At 59.4% G+C, this 22224-nt stretch carries 20 protein-coding genes; 11 read left to right on the forward strand and 9 right to left on the reverse strand.

All coding sequences use genetic code 11. The annotated features are described in order from the left end of the window. Nucleotides 1–267 precede the first annotated feature (267 nt). Both OKC30_RS11330 and OKC30_RS11335 read right to left on the reverse strand, forming a co-directional pair. A complete protein-coding gene (locus tag OKC30_RS11330; protein ID WP_010672437.1) occupies nucleotides 268–390 on the reverse strand; it encodes a hypothetical protein in 123 nt (40 codons plus the stop codon). Nucleotides 391–656: 266 nt separating this feature from the next. After that, nucleotides 657–1679 carry a LacI family DNA-binding transcriptional regulator gene (locus tag OKC30_RS11335; RefSeq protein ID WP_160838238.1) on the reverse strand — a complete coding sequence of 341 codons (1023 nt, stop codon included), beginning with the start codon at nucleotides 1677–1679 and terminating at the stop codon, nucleotides 657–659. A gap of 252 nt (nucleotides 1680–1931) precedes the next feature. On the opposite strand from OKC30_RS11335, the gene OKC30_RS11340 reads away from it, so the two are divergent. The 4 genes from OKC30_RS11340 to OKC30_RS11355 all read left to right on the forward strand — a co-directional run bounded on the left by OKC30_RS11340 (nucleotide 1932) and on the right by OKC30_RS11355 (nucleotide 5295). After that, nucleotides 1932–2375 (forward strand): PTS sugar transporter subunit IIA, encoded by a 444-nt coding sequence (locus tag OKC30_RS11340; RefSeq protein ID WP_160838240.1) that lies wholly within the window; start codon nucleotides 1932–1934, stop codon nucleotides 2373–2375. A gap of 35 nt (nucleotides 2376–2410) precedes the next feature. Further along, nucleotides 2411–2698 (forward strand): PTS sugar transporter subunit IIB, encoded by a 288-nt coding sequence (locus OKC30_RS11345; RefSeq protein ID WP_042879175.1) that lies wholly within the window; start codon nucleotides 2411–2413, stop codon nucleotides 2696–2698. A 60-nt stretch (nucleotides 2699–2758) separates the two neighbouring features. Then, nucleotides 2759–4015, forward strand: coding sequence for a PTS ascorbate transporter subunit IIC (locus tag OKC30_RS11350; protein ID WP_270664917.1), 1257 nt, complete (start codon nucleotides 2759–2761; stop codon nucleotides 4013–4015). A gap of 215 nt (nucleotides 4016–4230) precedes the next feature. Next, nucleotides 4231–5295: a glycosyltransferase family 9 protein gene (locus OKC30_RS11355; RefSeq protein WP_109112209.1), complete on the forward strand. Its 1065-nt coding sequence runs from the start codon at nucleotides 4231–4233 to the stop codon at nucleotides 5293–5295. Here the strand turns inward: OKC30_RS11355 and OKC30_RS11360 are convergent. Genes OKC30_RS11360 through rfaD form a run of 5 tightly spaced genes read right to left on the reverse strand, consistent with a single transcriptional unit; the run spans nucleotide 5246 to nucleotide 10989 of the window. Further along, on the reverse strand, nucleotides 5246–6325 hold the full coding sequence (locus OKC30_RS11360; RefSeq protein ID WP_109112208.1) for a glycosyltransferase family 9 protein: 1080 nt from the start codon (nucleotides 6323–6325) through the stop codon (nucleotides 5246–5248). The two genes, OKC30_RS11355 and OKC30_RS11360, sit on opposite strands and share 50 nt — an antisense overlap. Nucleotides 6326–6327: 2 nt before the next feature. Then, complete coding sequence (locus OKC30_RS11365; RefSeq protein WP_160838246.1) at nucleotides 6328–7005, reverse strand: glycosyltransferase family 25 protein; 678 nt, start codon at nucleotides 7003–7005, stop codon at nucleotides 6328–6330. Next, nucleotides 7002–8213 carry an O-antigen ligase family protein gene (locus OKC30_RS11370; RefSeq protein ID WP_160838248.1) on the reverse strand — a complete coding sequence of 404 codons (1212 nt, stop codon included), beginning with the start codon at nucleotides 8211–8213 and terminating at the stop codon, nucleotides 7002–7004. The genes OKC30_RS11365 and OKC30_RS11370 overlap by 4 nt, the downstream gene beginning before the upstream one ends. A gap of 6 nt (nucleotides 8214–8219) precedes the next feature. Beyond that, the gene (locus OKC30_RS11375) at nucleotides 8220–9980 is read right to left on the reverse strand and encodes a polysaccharide deacetylase family protein (RefSeq protein ID WP_109112206.1); all 1761 of its coding nucleotides are present in this window, start codon (nucleotides 9978–9980) and stop codon (nucleotides 8220–8222) included. A gap of 49 nt (nucleotides 9981–10029) precedes the next feature. After that, entirely contained in the window at nucleotides 10030–10989 is a 960-nt protein-coding gene (gene rfaD, locus OKC30_RS11380; protein ID WP_039041134.1) for an ADP-glyceromanno-heptose 6-epimerase, read from the reverse strand. A 154-nt stretch (nucleotides 10990–11143) separates the two neighbouring features. Between rfaD and OKC30_RS11385 the strand changes: the two genes are divergently transcribed. The 5 genes from OKC30_RS11385 to OKC30_RS11405 all read left to right on the forward strand — a co-directional run bounded on the left by OKC30_RS11385 (nucleotide 11144) and on the right by OKC30_RS11405 (nucleotide 17337). After that, a complete protein-coding gene (locus tag OKC30_RS11385) occupies nucleotides 11144–11788 on the forward strand; it encodes a TetR/AcrR family transcriptional regulator (protein WP_010672429.1) in 645 nt (214 codons plus the stop codon). 183 nt (nucleotides 11789–11971) lie between these two features. Further along, complete coding sequence (locus tag OKC30_RS11390) at nucleotides 11972–13162, forward strand: glycine C-acetyltransferase (protein WP_270664908.1); 1191 nt, start codon at nucleotides 11972–11974, stop codon at nucleotides 13160–13162. Nucleotides 13163–13251: 89 nt separating this feature from the next. Continuing rightward, nucleotides 13252–14277 carry an L-threonine 3-dehydrogenase gene (gene tdh, locus OKC30_RS11395; RefSeq protein ID WP_010672427.1) on the forward strand — a complete coding sequence of 342 codons (1026 nt, stop codon included), beginning with the start codon at nucleotides 13252–13254 and terminating at the stop codon, nucleotides 14275–14277. Nucleotides 14278–14496: 219 nt separating this feature from the next. Beyond that, entirely contained in the window at nucleotides 14497–14949 is a 453-nt protein-coding gene (locus tag OKC30_RS11400) for a c-type cytochrome (protein WP_039041132.1), read from the forward strand. An 84-nt stretch (nucleotides 14950–15033) separates the two neighbouring features. Continuing rightward, entirely contained in the window at nucleotides 15034–17337 is a 2304-nt protein-coding gene (locus OKC30_RS11405) for a putative bifunctional diguanylate cyclase/phosphodiesterase (protein WP_270665111.1), read from the forward strand. Here OKC30_RS11405 and rep read toward each other — a convergent pair. Further along, the gene (gene rep, locus OKC30_RS11410; RefSeq protein ID WP_052814997.1) at nucleotides 17324–19336 is read right to left on the reverse strand and encodes a DNA helicase Rep; all 2013 of its coding nucleotides are present in this window, start codon (nucleotides 19334–19336) and stop codon (nucleotides 17324–17326) included. The genes OKC30_RS11405 and rep overlap by 14 nt on opposite strands. 152 nt (nucleotides 19337–19488) lie before the next feature. On the opposite strand from rep, the gene OKC30_RS11415 reads away from it, so the two are divergent. Continuing rightward, a complete protein-coding gene (locus OKC30_RS11415; RefSeq protein WP_270665110.1) occupies nucleotides 19489–20709 on the forward strand; it encodes a cysteine desulfurase in 1221 nt (406 codons plus the stop codon). Nucleotides 20710–20722: 13 nt separating this feature from the next. Continuing rightward, nucleotides 20723–21157, forward strand: a complete 435-nt coding sequence (locus OKC30_RS11420; protein WP_270665107.1) for a SufE family protein — start codon at nucleotides 20723–20725, stop codon at nucleotides 21155–21157. Nucleotides 21158–21178: 21 nt separating this feature from the next. Here the strand turns inward: OKC30_RS11420 and tcdA are convergent, their stop codons facing one another. After that, a complete protein-coding gene (gene tcdA, locus OKC30_RS11425; RefSeq protein ID WP_029313443.1) occupies nucleotides 21179–22015 on the reverse strand; it encodes a tRNA cyclic N6-threonylcarbamoyladenosine(37) synthase TcdA in 837 nt (278 codons plus the stop codon). Nucleotides 22016–22224 lie beyond the last annotated feature (209 nt).

Raw genomic sequence — 22224 nt, forward strand, 5'->3', positions numbered from 1 at the left:
GATCTCGCACCTCGATAACTGTACGTAAGATCAGTATAGTTCGTGGTAACTGACTGCTAATCATGGGTAATCAGGAAACATGATGACGAGTGAGCGCATATTCATCCTTGGCGTCGTTGGAATCGTTGTTGAGCCGCTGCCTGCCTCGTACAGCGTCATTTGAGCAGTTCATTCTAACCAGCCCGCCCCGTTCTCACCAAGGGCTGCCCCCCTCGCGACACAAAAAATCGGGCGGGCACCAGGCCCGCCCTCAGGCGTTACAGGGGATCACTGATCGTCGAGAGGGTCATAGTCCTGCCAGCTCTCGTCATCCAGCTCCTCCAGCTCGTCTTCCCAGGATTCCGGCTCCCAGTCATCATCGAGATCGAAATCAGGCGTCTGCGTACCCATGCTCATTCTCCTTGGATAGTGCACCGGCCTACAAAGTCTATCCAGAATAATGGGGCTCGCCAGTGGTTCCGCTCAGAGCTTGACCAGGGTGCAGCCAGCCACCTGGAGTCATGGCTCCGGTGGCATCCACGCTCTGCTCCAACCCGGTGACAGACCGGGCGAACACGGTCGGCTGGCAGTTCCCGCGCAGGGCGACGGTGCACCGACCTGGTCTTCGGTCACAACGCCTTGAACATGCTTGCCTCGCCCTGTCGTGGCATAGCTCGTCAGGTGCTCTGGCGCTTTTGCAATTGAAAATCCAGGGCGAGGCTCATGCCGGCCACCTCCTCGCCCGCCAGCTGGCGCAGGATCAGCTCCGCCGCCTCCCTGCCCATCTGGTGATAGGGGATCATGACCGAAGTCAGCGCAGGATGACAGGCGCGCGCCACATCCAGATCGTCGAAACCGGCGATGGCGAGCTTGCCCGGCACGCTCAGATGGCGGCGCTGGCATTCGAACAGCACCCCGGCCGCCAGCTCGTCGTTGACGCAGATCAGCGCATCCAGTTCGGGCCAGCGCAGCAGAAACTCCCCCAGCATGGCCGCCCCCGTGCTGAAACTCGGCAGCTCAGAGGTATTGATGATGGCGTCCGGGGAGAGGTAGTTGTCCAGCAGCGCCTTCTGCCAGCCCTGCATGCGCTGCTGCAGCATCCACTGCTCCTGGCGGGCACAGAGAAAGCCGATGTTGCGGTAGCCGCGCTCGATGAGGTGGCGGGTCAGCTGATAACCGGCATCGAAGTTGGAGACCCCGACGTTCATGTCGATGGGATGGCGCGCCATAGCTCCCACCTCCACCACCGGCAAGCGGGCCGCCTGCAGGCGCTGCCGGATGACCTCCCCGGGATCCCCCCCAAACAACACCACAGCGGCCGGATTGTGCTGCAGGAAATTGCTGAGCAGGCTGGCCTCCTGCTGCTTCAGGTGCTGGGCATCCCCCAGCATGATCTGGTAGCCCTCGGCGAGCAGGGTCTGCTGCAGCCCGGCAATCATGTCACCGCAGGCGCGCTCCGCCAGGCTGGGGACGATGACCACTATGGTCTGGGAAGTGGCGGAAGCCAGCGCCCCCGCCGCCCGATTGGGGATATAGCCGAGTTCATCCACCGCCGCCTCGATGCGCTCTCGCATCTTGTCTGACACCAGCTCGGGGGTGCGCAGGGCGCGCGACACCGTCATGGCTCCCACGCCAGCCAACTGGGCCACGTCGTTGAGGGTCACCCGACCCGTGCTGCGGCGTTTTTTCGCTTCTGACATCCTTTCCCTTCCTCGGCATACGGGCATTCACTTTAAGGCAAAAGCGGGGCACTGACTATTTGCTCAAACCGGATTTTACCTTCTTTGAGGCCGATAAGGGGCAGGATGAATCCCTCCTGTGAGAGAAATGATAGCGCTATCACAGATCAATGTTAGCGCTATCTGGTAGCGCTAACTTTCGGGATCAAGCTCACAGTTATCAAGGGGCAAGATCGCTAGATTGGCGCCATCCTATCCAGCCCGGACACTGCCATGCTGACCCAATTGCTGACCGAGGAGGTCATTTCCATCGAAGCGGGCGCCCGCGACTGGCGCCACGCCATCGAGCTGGCCACCGCCCTCCTGCTGGCCAACGGCACCATAGAGCCCTCCTATGTGGCGGCGATCTATCGCTCCCACGAGGAGCTCGGCCCCTACTACGTGCTGGGCCCGGGCCTGGCCATGCCCCACGCCCGCCCGGAAGACGGCGTCAACCGGTTGGGACTAGCGCTGACCGTACTGAAAGAGGGGGTCAACTTCGGCTCCGAGGGCAACGACCCGGTGCGGCTGCTGGTCACCCTGGCCGCCAGCGACAGCAACTCCCACGTGGAGACCATCGCCCAGCTGGCCGAGCTGTTCATGAATGAAGAAGACGTGGCGGCCATCATGGCGGCCACCAGCAAAGACGACATCCTGCGCATCCTGGCGCGCTACTGATCTGCGCCACGGCGCACCTGACAGAGGAAGAGAGCATGAAAATTCTGGTTGTATGCGGACACGGCCTGGGCACCAGCCTCATGATGGAGATGAGCATCAAGAGCATTCTCAAGGAGCTGGCCGTGACGGCCGAGGTGGATCACCGGGATCTCGCCTCCGCCGGCAGTGAGAGCGCCGAGATCTTTGTCGCCACCCGCGACATCGCCGAACAGCTGGTCAGCATGGGTGTCAACGGTCGGCTGGTATCGCTGGACAACATGGTCGACAAGGCCGCCATGAAAGAAAAACTCGCCATCGCCCTGCGCGAGCTGGGCGCACTCTAACCCCTTTGTGACTGTCTGGGCGGCTGGTGAGCCGCCGCTTCCATCTGCTTGGAGCTGACCATGGAATTTTTCAATTTTCTGATGTTTGACGTGCTGTCGGAGCCGGCCGTGCTGGTTGGCCTCATCGCCCTCATCGGCCTGATCGCCCAGAAGAAACCGGTGACCGAGTGCATCAAGGGCACGGTCAAGACCATCATGGGCTTCGTCATCCTGGGGGCTGGCGCCACCCTGGTGGTGAACTCGCTGGGCGACTTCGCCACCATCTTCCAGCACGCCTTCGGCATCAAGGGGGTCGTCCCCAACAACGAGGCGATCGTCTCCATCGCCCAGCAGTCATTCGGCAAGGAGATGGCGATGATCATGTTCTTCGCCATGCTGGTGAACATCCTGATCGCCCGGCTCACCCCGTGGAAATTCATCTTCCTGACCGGTCACCACACCCTGTTCATGTCGATGATGGTGGCAGCCATCCTCTCCGCCGGCGGCATGAGCGGCATCCCGCTCATCGCGGTGGGCAGCCTGGTGGTCGGCGTCACCATGGTGCTGTTCCCGGCCCTCGCCCACCCCTACATGAAGCAGATCACCGGCTCCGATGACGTGGCACTCGGCCACTTCTCCACCTGCTCCTACGTGCTGGCCGGCTGGATCGGCGCCAAATTCGGCAACAAGGCCCACAGCAGCGAAGAGGTGCAGGTGCCCAAGAGCCTGCTGTTCCTGCGCGATACCCCGGTGGCCATCTCCTTCACCATGGGCATCATCTTCCTCATCACCTCCGCCTTCGCCGGCCCCGAGTTCGTCGCCAGCGTCGCCAAGGGCAAGCACTGGTTCATGTTCTCCCTGATGCAGTCCATCACCTTCGCCGCCGGGGTCTACGTGATCCTGCAGGGGGTGCGGATGGTCATCGCCGAAATCGTGCCGGCCTTCAAGGGGATCTCCGACAAGCTGGTGCCCAACGCCAAGCCGGCGCTGGACTGCCCCATCGTCTTCCCCTACGCCCCCAATGCGGTGCTGATCGGCTTCCTGTCGAGCTTCGCCGCCGGTCTGGTGGGCATGGTGCTGCTCTACCTGCTGGGGCTCACCGTCATCATTCCAGGCGTCGTGCCGCACTTCTTCGTCGGTGCGGCGGCCGGGGTGTTCGGCAATGCCACCGGCGGTCGTCGCAGCGCTCTCCTCGGTGCCTTCGCCAACGGCCTGCTGATCACCTTCCTGCCGGTATTCCTGCTGCCGGTGCTGGGGGATCTCGGCTTTGCCAACACCACCTTCAGCGATGCCGACTTCGGCGTGGTGGGGATCCTGCTCGGCCTCATCGTACGCTGATCACTCTTGCCCATCGGGGGCATGGCCGACGGTGCCATGCCCCCGCTCATCTTCCCGCACTGCCAGCCGGGCCCCACCAGCCCGAACAACGTCGAAAATATGTGCAAACACAGTGCGTTGGATCGGATTTTCACCCCATAGCGGCAGCATCTGACAGGGGAGTGCGATATGCTGATGCGCTGACGTTCAACCCGACCTCGCTCGAGGCCCTTTCCATGAAATACCTGGTAGTACAAACCAAACAGATAGGAGATGTGCTGATCTCCACCGCACTGTGCAACAACCTCAAGCAGCACGACCCTGCCGGGGAAGTTCACTATCTGGTCATGGATTACTGCGCGGGCATGGCAGAGGGAAACCCCAACATCGATCGATTGATCGTCATCGAGAAGGCGCGCCGCAACGAGTGGCGCTACATGAAGGATTTGCTGCTGGGCATTCGCCGCGAGCGCTACGATGTGGTGATCAACAGCCAGGGCCAGATGATAGGCCTGCTCACCTGCCTCTTCTCCGGCGCCCGCCTGCGGATCGGCTTCGACTCCTTCCCATGGCGCCTGGGCCACAACCGCATCGTGCGCTTTCGCCATGACACCGAGCATCAGGGCAACAGCACCCTGGTGGACGACCGATTTTCACTGCTCAAGCCCCTCGGCCTCGCCAGGGAGGATCGCAACTACTATCTCTGGCTCAGCGACGAGGAGAAACAACGGGGGCGCGAGACCCTGCTGGCCGCTGGCGTCGACCCGACCCGGCCACTCATCGCCATGGGAGTCAACTCACTCGGGCATTACAAGCGCTGGCCCATCAACTGTTTCGCCGAGGTCGCGCGCTGGCTCATCGAGCAGCACCACGCCCAGATCCTGATCTACTGCGGGCCGGGGGAGGAAGAATACAACCGCAGCCTGAGGCCCTTGCTGCCCGCCGCGCTGCAGGCCAGCGTGTTTGACCATGTTCAGACCCGCTCGGTACGGGAGCTGGTGGGGCTCTTCGCCCATTGCCAGCTGTTTGTCGGCAACGACACTGGCCCACGGCACATGGCGCAGGCCATCGATCTGCCGCTGCTGACCATAGTGGCCCCAGGCGGCGACAAGATCATCGCCAACCCGGTGAACCACCCCCGGTATCAGGCCATCGATATCTTCGACGCCAAGGGGGCGGATTATCAGTTGCCGACCCAGGAGAAGGACTTCTTCGATGAAGCCCTGTTCCGCTCAATTACACCTGAGCTGGTTATTCAGCGGCTAGCGGCTCTGCTTGCTCAGTCACGGACAGCAGACTAGCTAGCGCCTCGCAGACGGCCCGGTCATCGACATTGTTCATGTCGGCATTCAGGCCAGGGGAGTCGCTAAACAGGATCCGGACCCGCGGCGTGCTGGTCGGCAACCACTGGTTGAACGTCTCACCATGGCGCGGATAGATAGCCACCAGCGGCTTCTCCAATCCGACGGCGATATGCACTATGGCGGTGTCCACCGACAGCACAGCCATGCACTGCTGAACACAATAAATAGCATCATCTATGGTTTTTACGCCCTCCAGCAGCATAACATTGCTAGCCGCGCTAGCTCTGAGCATGGCCTCCGCCGCAGCATAAGTTGCGGGTGAAGAGAGCACTCCGAAGCGATAGGCAGCGAACTCGGTTGCCAAGGTCTTCAACAACTCAACCATCTTGGCGTGCGAGAACGACTTGTACTGAGTGCTGCCGAAGGGGTTGATGAGGATGAGGTCATCACAGGCCGAGGTCACATTCCCCTTCTCTGCCACTGGGATCATGTACTTCTGATCTACTTCTTTCGCACCCAGCAGTGACAGCAGATAGCGATATTTATCCTGGAACAGCATGCCCGCCGTCGCCTCGGACAACTTCACATTGACACGTCCGATACTGTCGTCGAGGGAGGCAACATTGGTCGACGAGAGTTTGTACAGGAGATATAGATCCTTCATCTTCATCCCCTCGGTGAGATGTATCACCAGATCGACATGGGGAATGGCTGACACCATCTTGCCAATAGCACCGTAGCCGGGTCGCTTGTTGATCTCGATGACCTCATCAACCCCGAAACAATCCCGATACAGGCTGGCCAGGGCTGGGGTCGTGATAACCGTCACTTTCTTGTTGCCCGGCAGTTTTTTTAGCTCCCGGAAGAAAAAGGAGGAGATAAAGGAATCCCCCAGCTTGGCATCCCAGCGAACCACCAAAATATGCTTGATATCCCCCTGGATGCCGAGTGGCATCTTCTTGTCAAACAAGAGAATACCCAGGGCTCTGCGCACCCGATCACGTAATAGCTGCAAATAACCGATCACTATCAAACCTCGCCATCGGTCACATGCGGACCATAGTTGCGATCATCGATCGTGGTATCAAACAAACCGACATCCATGCAGCAGGGTTCAATGCCCGAAGCAGTCAAACCATTGAGTTGCAGCCGCCCGGTCAAATAATCTGATGGCATCCGAACTGGGTAAGCTTTTTCCAATAACTTCTTGGCGCCCGCCAAGGTCAGTATATAACCTGCCGTCGAGATTATTCCTCGCTTGGAGTTGCGACTCGGTGAGATATATTTGGCAAGGCGATACCCTTCCGGCATTTTTTTCATCCATGGCCATGACTTCACCTTGCCATGATGCAGGAAGACAATCTCAGACTGACATGCCGATATGGCCTGCGATACGATGGCTTTGAAATGACAATGCAGATAAATATCGTCTTCCAAGACGATGCAGCACTCTATTCTTTTGGCAACCATCATCTCATATATACGGATATGGCTCATGGCACAGCCCACTTCACCCAAACTCAGGTCATGGCCACAAAATTGCTTGGCGAGCGGAAAGTCCACCCGCTTCAGTTCATCCTCAGGGAGGGTCTTGCCATCCACCGCATCGAAAAATGAAAACTCTATTTCTCGGCTATCCATATGTTGCTTGATAAAGGCACGCCGTTCCTGGCTTCTAACCAAGCTGATAACAAATACAGGGATCATGATGCTTTCTTTTCCATATTGAATTCAATGGTACACCAGCAGAAAACCAGGCTCAGCGCATATAGATACAGCGTATTTTGATGCTCAAATGGAACATCGCTTAAGGCGCTGACGGCAAACGATAGCGGTATCATGGTATATGGGGAACCCCATCCAGCCTTTTCTACTATCAGCTTCATTGGGTAAAACAGGAAGATAATTAGAGCCAGAATCCCTACCGCACCCCGAATAATCAAGTTCTGCATATACTGGCTATGAGCATGCGCCAGAGCAGGATCCATCACCAATGGAGACACAAGCCCCCGTGAGATTTGTTGCTCTTTTACGGCAGTAAAACCGTCAGTGCCGACCCCAATCAGAGGGGAATCCAAGAATCCCAGCCAAGCACTCTCCCATGCCACCACACGTAACCCCCATGAGGAGTTATATGCACCACCTTTCATGTTGTTGATATCTGAGACAGCGGATGCCATTCTGTTCTGCACTAGGGCATTAGTATGATAAAAACCAATCATACTAATTATAAATAATAAAGCCACCGCACCATATTTCCATGGTTTGAAGAGTGACTTGTAAATAACTGTGTAACTAATAATAACACCCAATGCCAACCAAACTCCCCGGCTTTGAGATAAATAGAGCGCCAGTAAGGAAGCTATCAGAGACATTATTGATAAGACTTTAATCCAACCAATCTTCCTCACCCCAATAAATAGACACCAGTTCAAAATCATAAAAGTAAGGGCGGCTTGTGAAAATAAAATTGCATTGGTAAACCCTTCCACTCTGACAATACCATTTTCATGCTGCCAAAGACTCAATAGACCCAATCCAATTCCACCACTCAATATGGCAATGCAACCAATCGAGAGCAGTATTTTCTTTCTAGGCATCATCAAAGAGAATACAGAAACATACAATAAGCTTCGCATTACCCCATACAGATCTCCATGAATAATTCTGTTTATCAGGATCACGGCGGCGTAGAAGACAAAAACCCAGACGAGACGCCGATCGGTAAAGAAAACATCCTTCTTTCCCCCGATAAAATAGTTCAGCAGACCAAGAACACTGGACACGACCAACAAGTTCGACAAGATACTCTGACCAGAAGAAACAAAGAACAGACCACAGAATGAAAATGCAATCGTCAGCGCAAAAGCGGCAGTTGTTACCTTATCGAGATATTCAAGAGGCTTAATAGACATCAATACTTATTTCCTGAATACATAGTTACCACGGATCTTGCGCCACAGACCGAACATGTCGGTGCGGGGGAAGATGGCGATCCGGCGGATCTGGAACGGATCCCGGTGCATGGCTCTGGGGCCGCTGTTGGTGGCCACAGCATAGCGATAACCGGCGGCAACGGCCTGGGCTTTTGCACTGTCGTTCAGATCCCCGTAAGGATAGGCAAACGAGATCAGGGGATGGCCGAGCAACTGCTCCAGCCAGGCCTTGTTGGCCTGGATCTGGTGGGCCTGCTCCTCTGGGGGGAGCGTGCTCAGGCGGGGGTGAGTCAGGGTATGGCCCCCGATCTCCACATGACCGGAGGCCACCAGCGCCTTGATCTCCTCCGGGTTCATCAGGGTCACCGGGGTATCGGGGTGGGTCGGATGTTCCACATCCCAGCGATTGTGATCCTCACCGGACACCACATAGACCACCGCCTTGTAACCATACTTTTCCAGCAGCGGCAGCATGCGGGTGAGGTTGTCCCGATAGCCGTCGTCCACGGTGATCATCAGGTACTTCTTGCCGTATTGCAGCCGGTGGATGAACCCGTTCTCCGCCAGGTCGGCAAATGTCAGCGTCTCGTAGCCCAGCCACTTCATCAGCTTGAGGTGCTTCTCGAACATGGCGACCGGGAGCCAGGTGCCATGCACTCCCTTTTCGCTCTCGTGCTCGATGAAGCGGTGATACATGATGACCGGCATCTCCCGGCGCAGGGTCTCGACCACGGCATCCTGATAGACGGATTCCAGCCCGGTCACGACGCCTTGCAAATCATACTCTTGCAGGATCCGTTGGCGCACTGGGTCTGGCACCACCTTGGAGGCTAGCGCCGAAGGGATCTGCGCCTTCAGACCAGCAAAGTCGATGGCCAGATCCCTGGGGCCGATGTCGCCGAAGTTGCTGGCAAGCGCCTCGTCCAGATTCTGCTCCGTCACCAGACCGATGGCCCTGGCTTCGCCGATGGCAAACGCCGGACGACCGCACAGCAGCGCCTCCATCGCCACCCGACCGGCACCGATCACCAGATCGCAGCCCGCCATCAGGGCGGGCACATCGTCCACATAACCGACGAAGTCGACCTTGTCCTGAAAACGGGCAAAACGCGCCGGCACCTGGGTGCCGCTGACGATGCGCACCCGGCAGGCTTCCAGATCCAGCACCTCGTCCAGCAACCGGTAGCAGAGCTCCCCCTTGGGACCGCTCAGCCGACCAATGATGGCGATCACCGGCTTGTCGTTGTCCGGTATCGGCACGGGCTGGAACTTGTCGGTCTCGATGCCGTTGCGCAGCACCTGCACCATGGCCGGGTCCACCCCCAGGTTGTCGATGATCTGGCTGGCGATATCCTCGCACACCGCCACCGCCCGATAGCCCAGCGCATGGAATGCCTTGCGGGAGGCGTGTACCGGCTGGCGCCCGTGCACCGTGGTGATCATGGGGGTGCCGGTCAGCTTGCAGGCGACGTAGCTGCTCCAGCCCGAGGCGCGCGAATGGGCGTGTACAAGCTGGATCCTGTGCTTGCGGATCAGATAGATGAGATAGAAGACGTGCCAGAAGCGGCGCAGGATGCTGCGCTTGTTGAAGCGCAACCGAAAGACCGGTCCCAGAGTCGGTTTGGTCAGGGTGTCAGAGACGTAGAATACCTGGTGGCCACGGCGGGTCAGCTCGTTGCCGACCGTGGTGGCATAGACCTCCGCGCCCGTCACTTCGAGCTGGGAGAGAGCCATCAATATGTTCATGCAAGCGCATCCGATCGACGGGTGGCCAGAGCCACCCGCCAGAGAGGGATCAAGCCCGGTTCAACCAGGCCATGTAATCGGCCACGCCTTCGGCCACAGTCTTGAACTCGCCGTCATAGCCGACGCCGCGCAACTTGGTGAGATCCGCCTGGGTGAAGCTCTGGTAGCGACCCTTGAGGTGATCCGGGAAGGGAATGTATTCGATGGCGCCTTTCTGGTGATGCCTGATCACGGCTTCCGCCACGTTCTGGAACGGCTCGGCACGGCCGGTGCCGCAGTTGAAGATGCCGGAGTGCTGCGGATTCTGCCAGAACCAGAGGTTCACCTTGCAGACGTCGTCCACGTAGATGAAGTCGCGCATCTGGCCGCCATCCGGGAAGCCGTCACAGCCCTCGAACAGCTTGGGATTGTCACCCTGCTTCACCTGGGTATTGAGGTGGAAGGCCACGGACGCCATGGAGCCCTTGTGCTGCTCGCGGGGACCATAGACGTTGAAGTACTTGAGACCCACCACCTGGGAGTTGATCTCCGGCATCCAGCGACGCACGTACTGATCGAACAGCTGCTTGGAGTAGCCGTAGACGTTGAGGGGCTGCTCGAACCTCGGGTCTTCGATGAAGTTGTCGTTGCGCCCGCCATAGGTCGCGGCGGAAGAGGCGTAGATGAAGGGGATTTCCCGTTCGATGCAGTAGTGGAACAGATCCTTGGAGTACTCGTAGTTGACCTCCATGATGAACTTGCCGTTCCACTCGGTGGTCGCGGAGCAGGCGCCTTCGTGGAAGATCACCTCGATGCCGTCATCCCACTCCTCGAATTCGTCACCGGAGACGATCCGCGCCTGGAACTCGTCCTTGTCCATGTAGTCGGCGATGGTGAGGTCGACCAAGTTGACGAACTTGGTGCCGTCGGTCAGGTCATCGATGACCACGATATCGGTCCGTCCTTGAGCGTTCAGCTGCTTGACCAGATTGCTGCCGATAAAGCCAGCACCGCCAGTTACTACGATCATGGAGTTTGCCTCGCGTACGTTGTGGCCCCGTGTGACTGCCTGTTAAAGCTGTGTATAGTGGGCCAATTTGAAATTGCCGAAAAGTTTATCACGGGCCGCAAGGGGATTCGACCTCGATGACTTTTCCCCTTCGGGCCCGGCAGAGGGACCAGCGATGAAGACCAGAGACAGGATCATCCACAGCGCCACCGAGCTGTTCAACGATCAGGGCGAGCGCAACATCACCACCAACCACATTGCCGCACACCTTGGCATCAGCCCGGGCAACCTTTACTACCACTTCAGAAACAAAGAAGACATCATCCACTCCATCTTCGATCAGTACGCCCGCCACCTGAGCGACAGCTTCACTCCGATCCGCAGCAGCGAGATCCGGCTGGAGGATCTGATGGGCTACCTGGATGCCATCTTCTATTTGATGTGGCAGTTCCGCTTCTTCTACGCGAACCTGCCGGACATCCTGAGTCGCGACGAGCTTCTGCAGCAGAAATACCTCAAGGCACAGGAGCAGCTCCGTGCCACCGTGGAGACGCTGCTCAGAAGCCTGCGCGAAGGCGGTATCATCGCCGTCAGCGATGAAGACCTGCCGGATCTCGGCCAGACCATCAAGATGGTCGTCACCTGCTGGATCCCGTTCCAGATTGCCCAGGCCCCGGCCACCCGCATCACCAAACCCCTGCTCTACCAGGGGGTCTTGCGGGTGCTGTTTTTGCTGCGCCCCTACGTGCAGCCACAGGTGGCCCCCCAGATACATCAACTGGAGCAACATTATCACCAACTGGCCCAACCAGCCGGGTGAGATCTGTTTCACAATTGTTGATTATCAGCATAAAAATTTGAATTTATACGCAGGGATTACAGTAAAATGTTGCCCATTCTAGGGTCTGTCGGCGTTTCGTCGCGACCGTGACGACGCCGAACCGTACGGGTTGCACGGCCCGGGATCCTGATAACACAGTCGATACAGCAATGAGGACCGAGGATGTCTAACGGATTCTATCGTCACCTGACCGAACAGCTCGAACAGGTCAAGGCGGAAGGGCTATACAAGCAGGAGCGCATCATCACCTCGGCCCAGCAGGCCCAGATTGCGGTGGGCGGCGAGCAGGTACTGAACTTCTGTGCCAACAACTACCTGGGGTTGGCCAACCACCCCGACCTGATTGCCGCCGCCCATCAGGGGCTCGAGAGCCACGGCTTCGGCATGGCCTCCGTGCGCTTCATCTGCGGTACCCAGGACCAGCACAAGGAGCTGGAGCAGAAGCTGTCCGCCTTCCTCGGCACCGAAGACAGCATCCTCTACTCCTCCTGCTTCGACGCCAACGGCGGTCTGTTCGAGACCCTGTTCGGTGCCGAAGACGCCATCATCTCCGACGCCCTCAACCATGCCTCCATCATCGATGGGGTGCGGTTGTGCAAGGCCAGGCGCTATCGCTACGCCAACAACGACATGACCGAACTGGAAGCCCAGCTCAAGCAGGCCGATGCCGACGGCGCCCGCTTCAAGCTGATCGCCACCGACGGCGTCTTCTCCATGGATGGCGTCATCGCCGACCTCAAATCCATCTGCGATCTGGCCGACAAGTACGATGCGCTGGTGATGGTGGATGACTCCCACGCCGTCGGCTTCATCGGTGAGAACGGCCGCGGCACCCACGAATACTGCGAGGTGATGGAACGGGTCGACATCATCACCGGTACCCTGGGCAAGGCGCTGGGTGGCGCGTCCGGTGGCTACACATCCGGCAAGAAAGAGGTGATCGACTGGTTGCGTCAGCGCTCCCGTCCCTACCTCTTCTCCAACTCCCTGGCACCCTCCATCGTCTCGGCCACCATCAAGGTGATCGACATGCTGGCCGAGGGTCACGACCTGCGTGCCCGCCTCAAGGAGAACAGTGCCTACTTCCGCGAGCGCATGAGCGCCGCCGGCTTTACCCTGGCCGGTGCCGATCACGCCATCATTCCGGTCATGCTGGGGGATGCCAAACTGGCCGCCGAGATGGCGAGCCGCATGCTGGACACCGGTATCTACGTGGTGGGCTTCTCCTTCCCCGTGGTACCCAAGGGTCAGGCGCGCATCCGGACCCAGATGTCCGCCGCCCATACCCGGGAGCAACTGGACAAGGCGATCGATGCCTTCATTCGCATCGGTCGCGAGCTCGGTGTGATTTGATCACATGGCTGGCTGATTAAAACGGGGGCCAAGGTTGGGCCCCATTTTATTACCCTCTGTACCCGGCATGGCGCCGTGAGGAATCTGTCATGAAAGCACTCTCCAAACTCAAATCCGAAGTCGGCATCTGGATGACCGATGTCCCGGCTCCCGAGCTCGGCCACAACGATCTGCTCATCAAGATCCGCAAGACCGCCATCTGCGGCACCGACATGCACATCTACAACTGGGACGAGTGGGCCCAGAAGACCATTCCCGTCCCCATGGTGGTAGGGCACGAGTATGTGGGAGAGGTGGTCGCCGTCGGCCAGGAAGTGCGCGGCTTCGCCATCGGCGATCGCGTCTCCGGCGAAGGCCACATCACCTGCGGCCACTGCCGCAACTGCCGTGCCGGTCGCACCCACCTGTGCCGCAACACCATTGGTGTGGGTGTGAACCGCCCGGGATCCTTCGCCGAATACCTGGTGATCCCGGCCTTCAACGCCTTCAAGCTGCCGGACAACATCCCTGATGAGCTGGCCGCCATCTTCGATCCGTTCGGCAACGCCGTGCACACCGCCCTCTCCTTCGACCTGGTGGGTGAAGACGTGCTCATCACCGGCGCAGGCCCCATCGGCATCATGGCTGCTGCCGTCTGCCGTCACGTTGGCGCCCGTCACGTGGTGATCACCGACGTCAACGAATACCGGCTGGAACTGGCCCGCAAGATGGGCGCCACCCGTGCCGTCAACGTGGCCAAGGAGAAGCTCTCCGATGTCATGGAAGATCTCGGCATGACCGAAGGGTTCGATGTGGGGCTGGAGATGTCCGGGGTGCCCAGCGCCTTCCAGGACATGATCGACAAGATGAACCACGGCGGCAAAATCGCCATGCTCGGCATTCCTCCCTCCACCATGGCCATCGACTGGGGCAAGGTGATCTTCAAGGGACTCTTCATCAAGGGGATCTACGGCCGCGAAATGTTCGAAACCTGGTACAAGATGGCAAGCCTCATCCAGTCTGGCCTGGATCTCAGCCCCATCATCACCCACCATTTCCATATCGATGACTTCCAGCAGGGCTTCGAAGCCATGGGCTCGGGCAAGTCCGGCAAGGTGATCCTGAACTGGGATTGAGGACACGCGAGGGGCGCCTGGGCAATCAGCGCGCCCTATTTTGTTCAGCCTCACGAAACCCGGCGCATGCCGGGTTTTTTTATGTGGGATCACACTTTCCTGCTCTGCCACTTTGTTTGCAGATTGCTTAACACTTCACACACAAGCGTTTAAATGACTGTAACTATTCGGTTATAATCCCGTCGTTTTCTGGGGATAATAAGAGCCTGCTGGGAGTACATGAGCGTGTTGAAAAAACTGAGCTATTTGCTGGCTGCCGGGATGGCGGCTGCCACTCTGTCCGGCGCCGTCCTTGCCGCCGATGACATGTCGACAGAGGCCATCGCCGAGCGTATTGCCCCGGTTGGCCAGGTTTATACCGCCAAGGATCTGGAAGGCATTGCGACCGCCGCGGCCGCGCCTGCGGCAGCCTCCTCCGGCCCACGTGACGGAGAGACCGTGTTCAAGGGTGCCTGCTTCGCCTGCCACGATACCGGTGCCGCCGGCGCCCCCAAGCGAGGTGACAAGGCCGCCTGGGAGCCACGCATCGCCCAGGGATTCGACACCTTGCGCAAACACGCCATCGAAGGCTTCACCGGCAAGGCTGGCATGATGCCACCGCGGGGGACCTGCGCCACCTGCAGTGACGAAGAGATCGAGAACGCCATTCACTACATGATCGACAAGCTCTAAGTAATTGAAAGGGCTCCTCTTGCAGCCCTTTCAATCCCATCACTTCCGACTACGCTTGAAGGTAAGTTTTTTCGGGAGTGTTGCATGTCAGTTCAGCCCACCACACCGCCAGACTCGCATTCCTTGCTGGCGGTCGTCTCCTCCATCATGGATTTCCCCGCCCCCGGCATTGCCTCCCCCGAGGATTACGCCCGACTGGTCGGCCTGCTGGACACACTCTGCCCTCTGCAACATTTCGCCATGCTGGGGCTGGCCGACGGGGGGCTGAACTGGCGCTACACCTATCAGCTTCCCGACGTGTTCAAACAACAATTGGGACGGGAAGAACCTCGCCTCACCGAACAGCTCACCCGGCTCGATGAAGGGCAGGGCTGGTGCGTGCAGCCTGTGGAGCATATCGACGTGCAGTGGTTGCTGGCACACAGCACCCCGGAGCAGGCGCCCACCCTGAGGCTGCTGCTGGAGTGCCTGGCCAAACGTCTGCACGAAACCCAGACCGGTACCCAGCTGGCGGGGCTGGCTTCCCCTCTCATGCAGCGGGATCCCCAGTGGCAGGAGAAAATCGAGAAGATCGGCCGAGTGATGCGCCTGGCTCACAACCTGCCTCAGCAGGCCCTGTTTGCCCAGTTGGAAGCTGTGTTGCGCCAGATGCTCTCGGTCAGCGACATGTTGCTGATCCGGCTGGAAAACCAGCGACTGGAGCGACTCTATCCACCACACCTGACATACGACGATGACATCATTCGGGCCATGTGCCACAGCACCAACAGCGTAGAGCGCCATGAAGAGGGGCTTTACTGGTACAGCCTGCCCCTGCGCCAGCAGCAGCAATACTTTGCCCACCTCATCCTCAACATGACCCGGCCTCTGGAAACCGATGACAGGCTGTTCCTCGATTTCCTGCGCCATCAGCTGACCCTGTTGCTGGAGCTCAAAAGGGTGCGACAGCAACTCGATGAGCTCAACTCGGAGGAGTCCATCAACCAGCGACTCCAACAGCTGCGCCAAACCAACTTGAGGTTGCAGAAACGGCTCAAGCATCATCAGGAGCTGGAGCGGCGGCTCCAGTTCAATGCCCTGCACGACCCGCTGACCCAGTTGCCAAACCGGGCGCTGCTGATGAATCACCTGCATCATGCCATGACCCGCTACCGCCGTTACCAGACAGCCGGCTTCACCCTGATTTTCGTCGATGTGGATCACTTCAAGCAGGTCAATGACGCCCTGGGCCACAGTGCCGGCGATCAGTTGCTGCAGGAGCTGGGCAGCAGGCTGCAAGGCTGCATCCGGCAAAATGACATGGTGGCGAGGCTCGGAGGGGACGAATTCGTCATCTATCTTGACAACAGCCAGCGGGAAGAGGACATCAGCCCCGTGCTCAATCGCCTGATTGGCCGTATCGGCCATCCGTTCCGGCTCCAGGGCAACGAACTGACCATCACCGTCAGTCTGGGGGTCGCCAGCGTGACGGAGCAAACGGCCGATGTCAGTGAACTGCTGCACCAGGCAGACCTCGCCATGTACCAGGCCAAGCGCAACGGCCGCAGCCGCATCGTCATGTATTCGGAGGCCTGTACCGAACAGGCGGGGTCACCGGAAGAGCGGCTCTTCAGAGCCTTGCGGGAAGGGCGGATTGTGCCCTACTTCCAGCCGGTGATCAGGCTGTGTGACAGCCGCCTGGTCGGACTGGAGGTGATGGCGCGCTGGATAACGGAGGAAGGGGAGCTCAAGGATGCATTCGACTTCATTCCTCTGGCGGAACAGTGCGGCCTCATTCAGGATCTGGACCGCCAGATCCTCAAGCGCACCTGCCAGCAACTGAAGCTTTGGCAACCCGCCTCCGGGGTCGGTCGTTTCAGGATAGCCATCAACCTCTCCGGCAAGCACCTGGCCAGCCACGAGCAGATCATGCAACTGCTCACCATCATGGAGGAGGAGGGTGTCATCCCCGCATGTTTCATCTTTGAGTTCAACGAACGCGAGCTCTCCCGGCAGAGTGCCGACTCCCTCACTGCCTTGCATGAACTGAGGGCGAAAGGGATCCAGGTCAGCCTGGATGACTTCGGCACCGGCTTCTCTTCCCTCAACGCCCTGTTTCACTTCCCGGTGGATTACATCAAGGTGGACGACAGCTTCACCCATCGCATGTTGAACTCCCCCAAGGATCTGGCGCTTATCCGTGCCATGCGGGACATCTGCCAGGACCTCGACTTCACCCTGGTGGTCGAGGGGATCGAAAATCAGCAGCAGTTGCAAAAGCTCATCGAGCTTGGCTGCGCCCTCGGGCAAGGGCGCCATATCTCGCCCCCGCTGCCGGGAGCCGATATTCCCCCTCTGCTGGGTCAGGCTTCTCGAGAGACCAAGCCTTCCGACCTCAATCCTTCTTGAACAGGGCCCGCAGGTTGGCGACACCAACCTGCCCCTTCTGCTGGCGCTCCTCGGCCGTCACCTTCTTCTGGTTTTCCCACTCCAGGTCATCCTGGGGCAGCTCCAGCAGGAAGCGGCTCGGCTCCGGCCGCACCGACTCGCCAAACTGGCGGCGCTCCTTGCAGAGAGTAAAGGTCAGCTCGGTCTGGGCCCGGGTGATCCCCACATAAGCGAGGCGCCGCTCCTCCTCCACGTTGTCCTCGTCGATGCTGGTCTGGTGCGGCAGCAGCCCCTCCTCCATACCCACCATGTAGACATAGGGAAACTCCAGCCCCTTGGAGGCGTGCAATGTCATCAGCTGCACCTGATCCGCCTCATCCTCCCCTTCGTTACGCTCCATCATGTCCCGCAGGGTGAGCCGGGTAACCACCTGAGCCAGCGTCATCGACTCCTCCAGCTCATCCCCTTCCAGCATCTCGCTGATCCAGCGATAAAGGGTGGAGACGTTTTGCATCCGCATCTCCGCCGCCTTCGGACTGGGGGAGGTCTCATAGAGCCACTCCTCGTAATGGATCTCCTTGATCATGTCCCGTACCGCCTCCACCGGATTGCCGCGCAGCGCCTGATCGCCAAGCCTCACCAGCCAGTTGGTGAAGGCCTGCAGGGCGGATAGACCGCGTCCGGAGAGGTGTTGCTCCAGCCCCAGCTCGAAACTGGCGGCAAACAGGCTCTTGCCACGCTGGTTGGCGTACTGGCCCAGTTTTTCGAGGGTAGTGGGGCCTATCTCGCGGCGCGGCAGGTTGACCACCCGCAGGAAGGCGGTGTCCTCGTCCGGGTTCACCAGCAGCTTGAGGTAGGCCATGATGTCCTTGATCTCGGTGCGGGAGAAAAATGAGGTACCGCCCGAGATACGGTAGGGAATGCGGTTGGTCATCAGCGCCTTCTCGAAGATGCGCGACTGATGGTTGCCCCGATAGAGGATCGCGTAATCCTTGAACCGGGTGCGGTTCATGAACTTGTGGCCCATCAGCTCGGCGGCGATACGCTCCGCCTCGTGCTCCTCGTTCTTGGCAAACAGCACCTTGAGCTTCACCCCCTCGTCCAGCTCGGAGAAGAGCGCCTTGTCGTAGACGTGGGGGTTGTTGGCGATCAGGATGTTGGCGCACTTGAGGATGCGCCGCTTGGAGCGGTAGTTTTGCTCCAGCTTGATGAGCCGCAGATTGGGGAAATCTTCGTTCAGCAGCACCAGGTTCTGCGGCTTGGCCCCACGCCAGGAGTAGATGGACTGGTCGTCATCCCCCACCACGGTAAAACGGGCCCGCTCGCCGACGATCTGCTTCACCAGCTCGTACTGGCTGGTGTTGGTGTCCTGGTATTCGTCGACCAGCAGATAGCGGATCTTGTTCTGCCAGCGCTCGCGCACCTCCTGGTTGCTCTTGAGCAGCAGGGTCGGCATTACGATGAGGTCGTCAAAATCCAGCGCGTTGTAAGCCACCATCTGGCGGTGGTAACGCTCGTAGAGCTGGGCCATCAGCACTTCTTCAGGCCCGCGGGCGATACGCATGGCCCGGGCCGGCAGGATGAGGTCGTTCTTCCAGTTGGAGATCTGGCTGATGAGGGCCGAGAGCTTGTCCTTGTCGTTGTCGAGCTCCGCCTCGGTCAGCTCCTTGAGCAGCGCCAGCTGATCGGTGTCGTCGAACAGGGAGAAGTTGGCCTTGAGGTTCAGGCTCTTGTGCTCGCGGCGAATGATCTCGAGCCCCAGGGTATGGAAAGTGGAGACCATCAGCCCCCGCGCCTCCTTGCAACCCAGGGTCTGGCCGACCCGCTCCTTCATCTCCCGCGCCGCCTTGTTGGTAAAGGTGACCGCCGCTATGTTGCGTGCGTTATAGCCGCACTGCTGTACCAGATAGGCAATCTTGTTGGTGATGACGCGGGTCTTGCCCGATCCGGCACCCGCCAGCACCAGGCAAGGGCCGGAGACATACTTGACCGCTTCGTTCTGATTGGGGTTGAGCTTCATGGGCCGGATCTCTTGGCTTATGATGAGGGGCGGCATTGTAGCAGAGATCCCGCGGGCAGCCGAAACCGCAGGCAATATCCCGCCACTGCGCCTTGTGTTTGCCCGCCATTTTCCGGATCATGACCGACTTTTCCAGACGAGATGAGGGGAGCATGAATCAGCAACAGCACGACCGGCTGCGCGGCCAGTTTCCAGCCTTGGCGCAGGAGGTGAACGGCCACCCTCTGGTCTATCTGGACAACGCCGCCACCACCCAGAAGCCGCACGCGGTACTGGATGCCATCGCTCACTACTATCGGGCCGACAACGCCAACGTGCACCGTGCCGCCCACGCCCTGAGTGGCCGCGCGACCCGCGCCTTCGAAGATGCCCGCGAGACGGTCGCCCGCTTTATCAATGCGCCCCGCAGCCACGAAGTGATATGGACCCGTGGTACCACAGAAGCGATCAATCTGGTGGCCCAGAGCTGGGGGATGAACGAGCTCAAGGCGGGGGAGGAAATCATCCTCAGCACGCTGGAGCACCACGCCAATATCGTCCCGTGGCAACTGGTCGCCCAACGCACCGGCGCGGTGATCCGGGTCATCCCGCTCGATGAGCGGGGCGATCTCGATCTGGCCGCCTATCACGCCATGCTGGGGCCACGGACCCGACTGGTAAGCGTGGCCCACGTCTCCAATGCCCTTGGCACCGTCAATCCAGTCAAAGAGATGGTGGCAGCGGCCAAGGCAGTCGGCGCTCTGACCCTGCTCGATGGCGCTCAGGCGGTGGCTCATCTCGAGGTGGATGTGCAGGCCATCGGTTGCGACTTCTACGCCTTCTCCGGTCACAAGCTCTATGGCCCGACCGGCATCGGTGTGTTGTGGGGCCGCACCGAACTACTGGAGCGGATGCCGCCCTGGCAAGCCGGTGGCGAGATGATCGATCGGGTCAGTTTCAGCGGCACCACCTTCAATACCCTGCCCTTCAAGTTCGAGGCGGGCACCCCCCATATCGCTGGCGCTATCGGCCTCGCCGCCGCCATCGACTTTGTGATGGATCAAGACCGGAGCTCATTAGCCAAGCATGAGGAGGCGCTGACCAACTATCTGGTCGCAGGTCTGCAACAGGTGCCGGGGCTGCGTCTTATCGGCGAACCCAATCAGCGCGCCGGTGCGGTCTCGTTCCTGCTGGAGGATATCCACCCGCAAGATGCCGCTACCCTGCTCGATATGCAGGGGATCGCCCTGCGAGTCGGCCACCACTGCGCCATGCCGCTGATGGAATCGCTCGGTATTGGCGGCACGATGCGCGCCTCGCTGGCCTGCTACAACAACCGGGACGATGTGGACGCCCTGCTGGCCGCCCTGCACAAACTCAGTGACTTCTTCTAAGGCAGACAATCCAATGAACAGCCTCGCAACCTACACCCGGATAGGCGTTGAGCCCGACGCAAATAGCATCCGTCAGCAGTTTGCAGCAGCACACGGCTGGGAGAACCAGTACCGACTCATCATCCAGCTCGGCAAACTGCTGCCCGCACTGCCCGGCGAATGGCAGCAGGAGGAATTTCGCCTCAAGGGGTGTGAGAGCCAGGCCTGGTTGAAAGGGGAGAAAGGTGAGGATGGTAACTGGCACTTTGCTTGCGATTCCGATGCCCGCATCGTGCGCGGTCTGATTGTCATCGTACTGGCAGCGCTCAACCACCAATCTGCAGCGACGATCCACTCCTTCGACATGGAGGGCTATTTCAGCGAACTGGGGCTGGAGAAACACTTGAGCCCGTCGCGGGGCAACGGGCTCAGAGCTATCGTGTTGGCAATCCGGGAGCAGGCTGCCTAACCCACCTTGTACAGTGGTCGATCAGGCTTCGCCAATCGACCCGGTGTCTTCATTTCCGGCCTCTTTCTCGGCGCGGGCTCCCCGCTCGGCAATCTTCTTCAAGACCCGGGACGCGGCAACCAAGCCAAAGGTGGCCGTCACCGGCGTCACGGCACCGAAGCCGGAGGCGCAATCCATCTTCATGTTGCCGTCACTGGCCGCCTTGGCCTGACAGGTGCCACCATTACCGTCCGGGTAGCTCAGCTGTTCGGTTGAGAAGACACACTCCACCCCGAATTTGCGCGCCGGATTCTTGCTGAAGTTGTGCAGTCGGCGCAGGTCGGAGCGCACCTTGGCGGCCAGCGGATCCTGAATGGTCTTGGCCAGGTCGGCCACGGTGATCTGGGTCGGGTCCATCTGCCCGCCGGCACCGCCCGCCACGATCACCGGGATCTTGTTGCGCTTGCAGAAGGCAATCAGCGCCACCTTGGCCTTGACCGAGTCGATGGCATCCACCACATAGTCAAACTCCCGCTTGATATGCTCGCCCAGGTTGTCGGCGGTGACGAAGTCATCCACCTCGATCACCTCGCAATCCGGGTTGATGGCACGGATGCGCTCGGCCATCACCTCCGTCTTGAGACGGCCGACCGTGCCCTGCATGGCATGGATCTGGCGATTGGTGTTGGTGATGCAGATATCATCCATGTCGATCAGAGTGATCTGGTTGATGCCGGCCCGAGCCAGCGCCTCGGCCGCCCAGGAGCCGACGCCACCGATCCCGACCACGCAGACTTTCGCCTGGCTGAAGGAGCCAAGGGCACGCTGGCCATACAGACGGGCTATGCCCCCGAATCGCTGTAGATACTCTGCTTTCATACCACCACCTTGCTTGAGGGCGGCCATTATAGCGGCAACCTCTCTCAGGGGCGATGATCGGATGATGGCGGTGTTGATGTGAGGGGAAATGGGTGCTGTCTCGGGAACGAAAAAAAGCCCAGTCGTTAGACTGCAATGCTGTTCACTTAAGAGAATTTGAGTTCCAGTCCACGTAGTATCAGGACAAAAAAGCGAGGGAGGCATGATGC

It is taken from the genome of Aeromonas sp. QDB18, from assembly GCF_027705325.1.
GTDB classification, from domain to species: domain Bacteria; phylum Pseudomonadota; class Gammaproteobacteria; order Enterobacterales; family Aeromonadaceae; genus Aeromonas; species Aeromonas caviae.

Coding starts and splice junctions, on each gene's coding strand:
- OKC30_RS11330 (WP_010672437.1), bottom strand. CDS start 390: ATGGGTACGCAGACGCCTGATTTCGATCTCGATGATGACTGGGAGCCG.
- OKC30_RS11335 (WP_160838238.1), bottom strand. CDS start 1,679: ATGTCAGAAGCGAAAAAACGCCGCAGCACGGGTCGGGTGACCCTCAAC.
- OKC30_RS11340 (WP_160838240.1), top strand. CDS start 1,932: ATGCTGACCCAATTGCTGACCGAGGAGGTCATTTCCATCGAAGCGGGC.
- OKC30_RS11345 (WP_042879175.1), top strand. CDS start 2,411: ATGAAAATTCTGGTTGTATGCGGACACGGCCTGGGCACCAGCCTCATG.
- OKC30_RS11350 (WP_270664917.1), top strand. CDS start 2,759: ATGGAATTTTTCAATTTTCTGATGTTTGACGTGCTGTCGGAGCCGGCC.
- OKC30_RS11355 (WP_109112209.1), top strand. CDS start 4,231: ATGAAATACCTGGTAGTACAAACCAAACAGATAGGAGATGTGCTGATC.
- OKC30_RS11365 (WP_160838246.1), bottom strand. CDS start 7,005: ATGATCCCTGTATTTGTTATCAGCTTGGTTAGAAGCCAGGAACGGCGT.
- OKC30_RS11370 (WP_160838248.1), bottom strand. CDS start 8,213: ATGTCTATTAAGCCTCTTGAATATCTCGATAAGGTAACAACTGCCGCT.
- OKC30_RS11375 (WP_109112206.1), bottom strand. CDS start 9,980: ATGAACATATTGATGGCTCTCTCCCAGCTCGAAGTGACGGGCGCGGAG.
- rfaD (WP_039041134.1), bottom strand. CDS start 10,989: ATGATCGTAGTAACTGGCGGTGCTGGCTTTATCGGCAGCAATCTGGTC.
- OKC30_RS11385 (WP_010672429.1), top strand. CDS start 11,144: ATGAAGACCAGAGACAGGATCATCCACAGCGCCACCGAGCTGTTCAAC.
- OKC30_RS11390 (WP_270664908.1), top strand. CDS start 11,972: ATGTCTAACGGATTCTATCGTCACCTGACCGAACAGCTCGAACAGGTC.
- tdh (WP_010672427.1), top strand. CDS start 13,252: ATGAAAGCACTCTCCAAACTCAAATCCGAAGTCGGCATCTGGATGACC.
- OKC30_RS11400 (WP_039041132.1), top strand. CDS start 14,497: ATGAGCGTGTTGAAAAAACTGAGCTATTTGCTGGCTGCCGGGATGGCG.
- OKC30_RS11405 (WP_270665111.1), top strand. CDS start 15,034: ATGTCAGTTCAGCCCACCACACCGCCAGACTCGCATTCCTTGCTGGCG.
- rep (WP_052814997.1), bottom strand. CDS start 19,336: ATGAAGCTCAACCCCAATCAGAACGAAGCGGTCAAGTATGTCTCCGGC.
- OKC30_RS11415 (WP_270665110.1), top strand. CDS start 19,489: ATGAATCAGCAACAGCACGACCGGCTGCGCGGCCAGTTTCCAGCCTTG.
- OKC30_RS11420 (WP_270665107.1), top strand. CDS start 20,723: ATGAACAGCCTCGCAACCTACACCCGGATAGGCGTTGAGCCCGACGCA.
- tcdA (WP_029313443.1), bottom strand. CDS start 22,015: ATGAAAGCAGAGTATCTACAGCGATTCGGGGGCATAGCCCGTCTGTAT.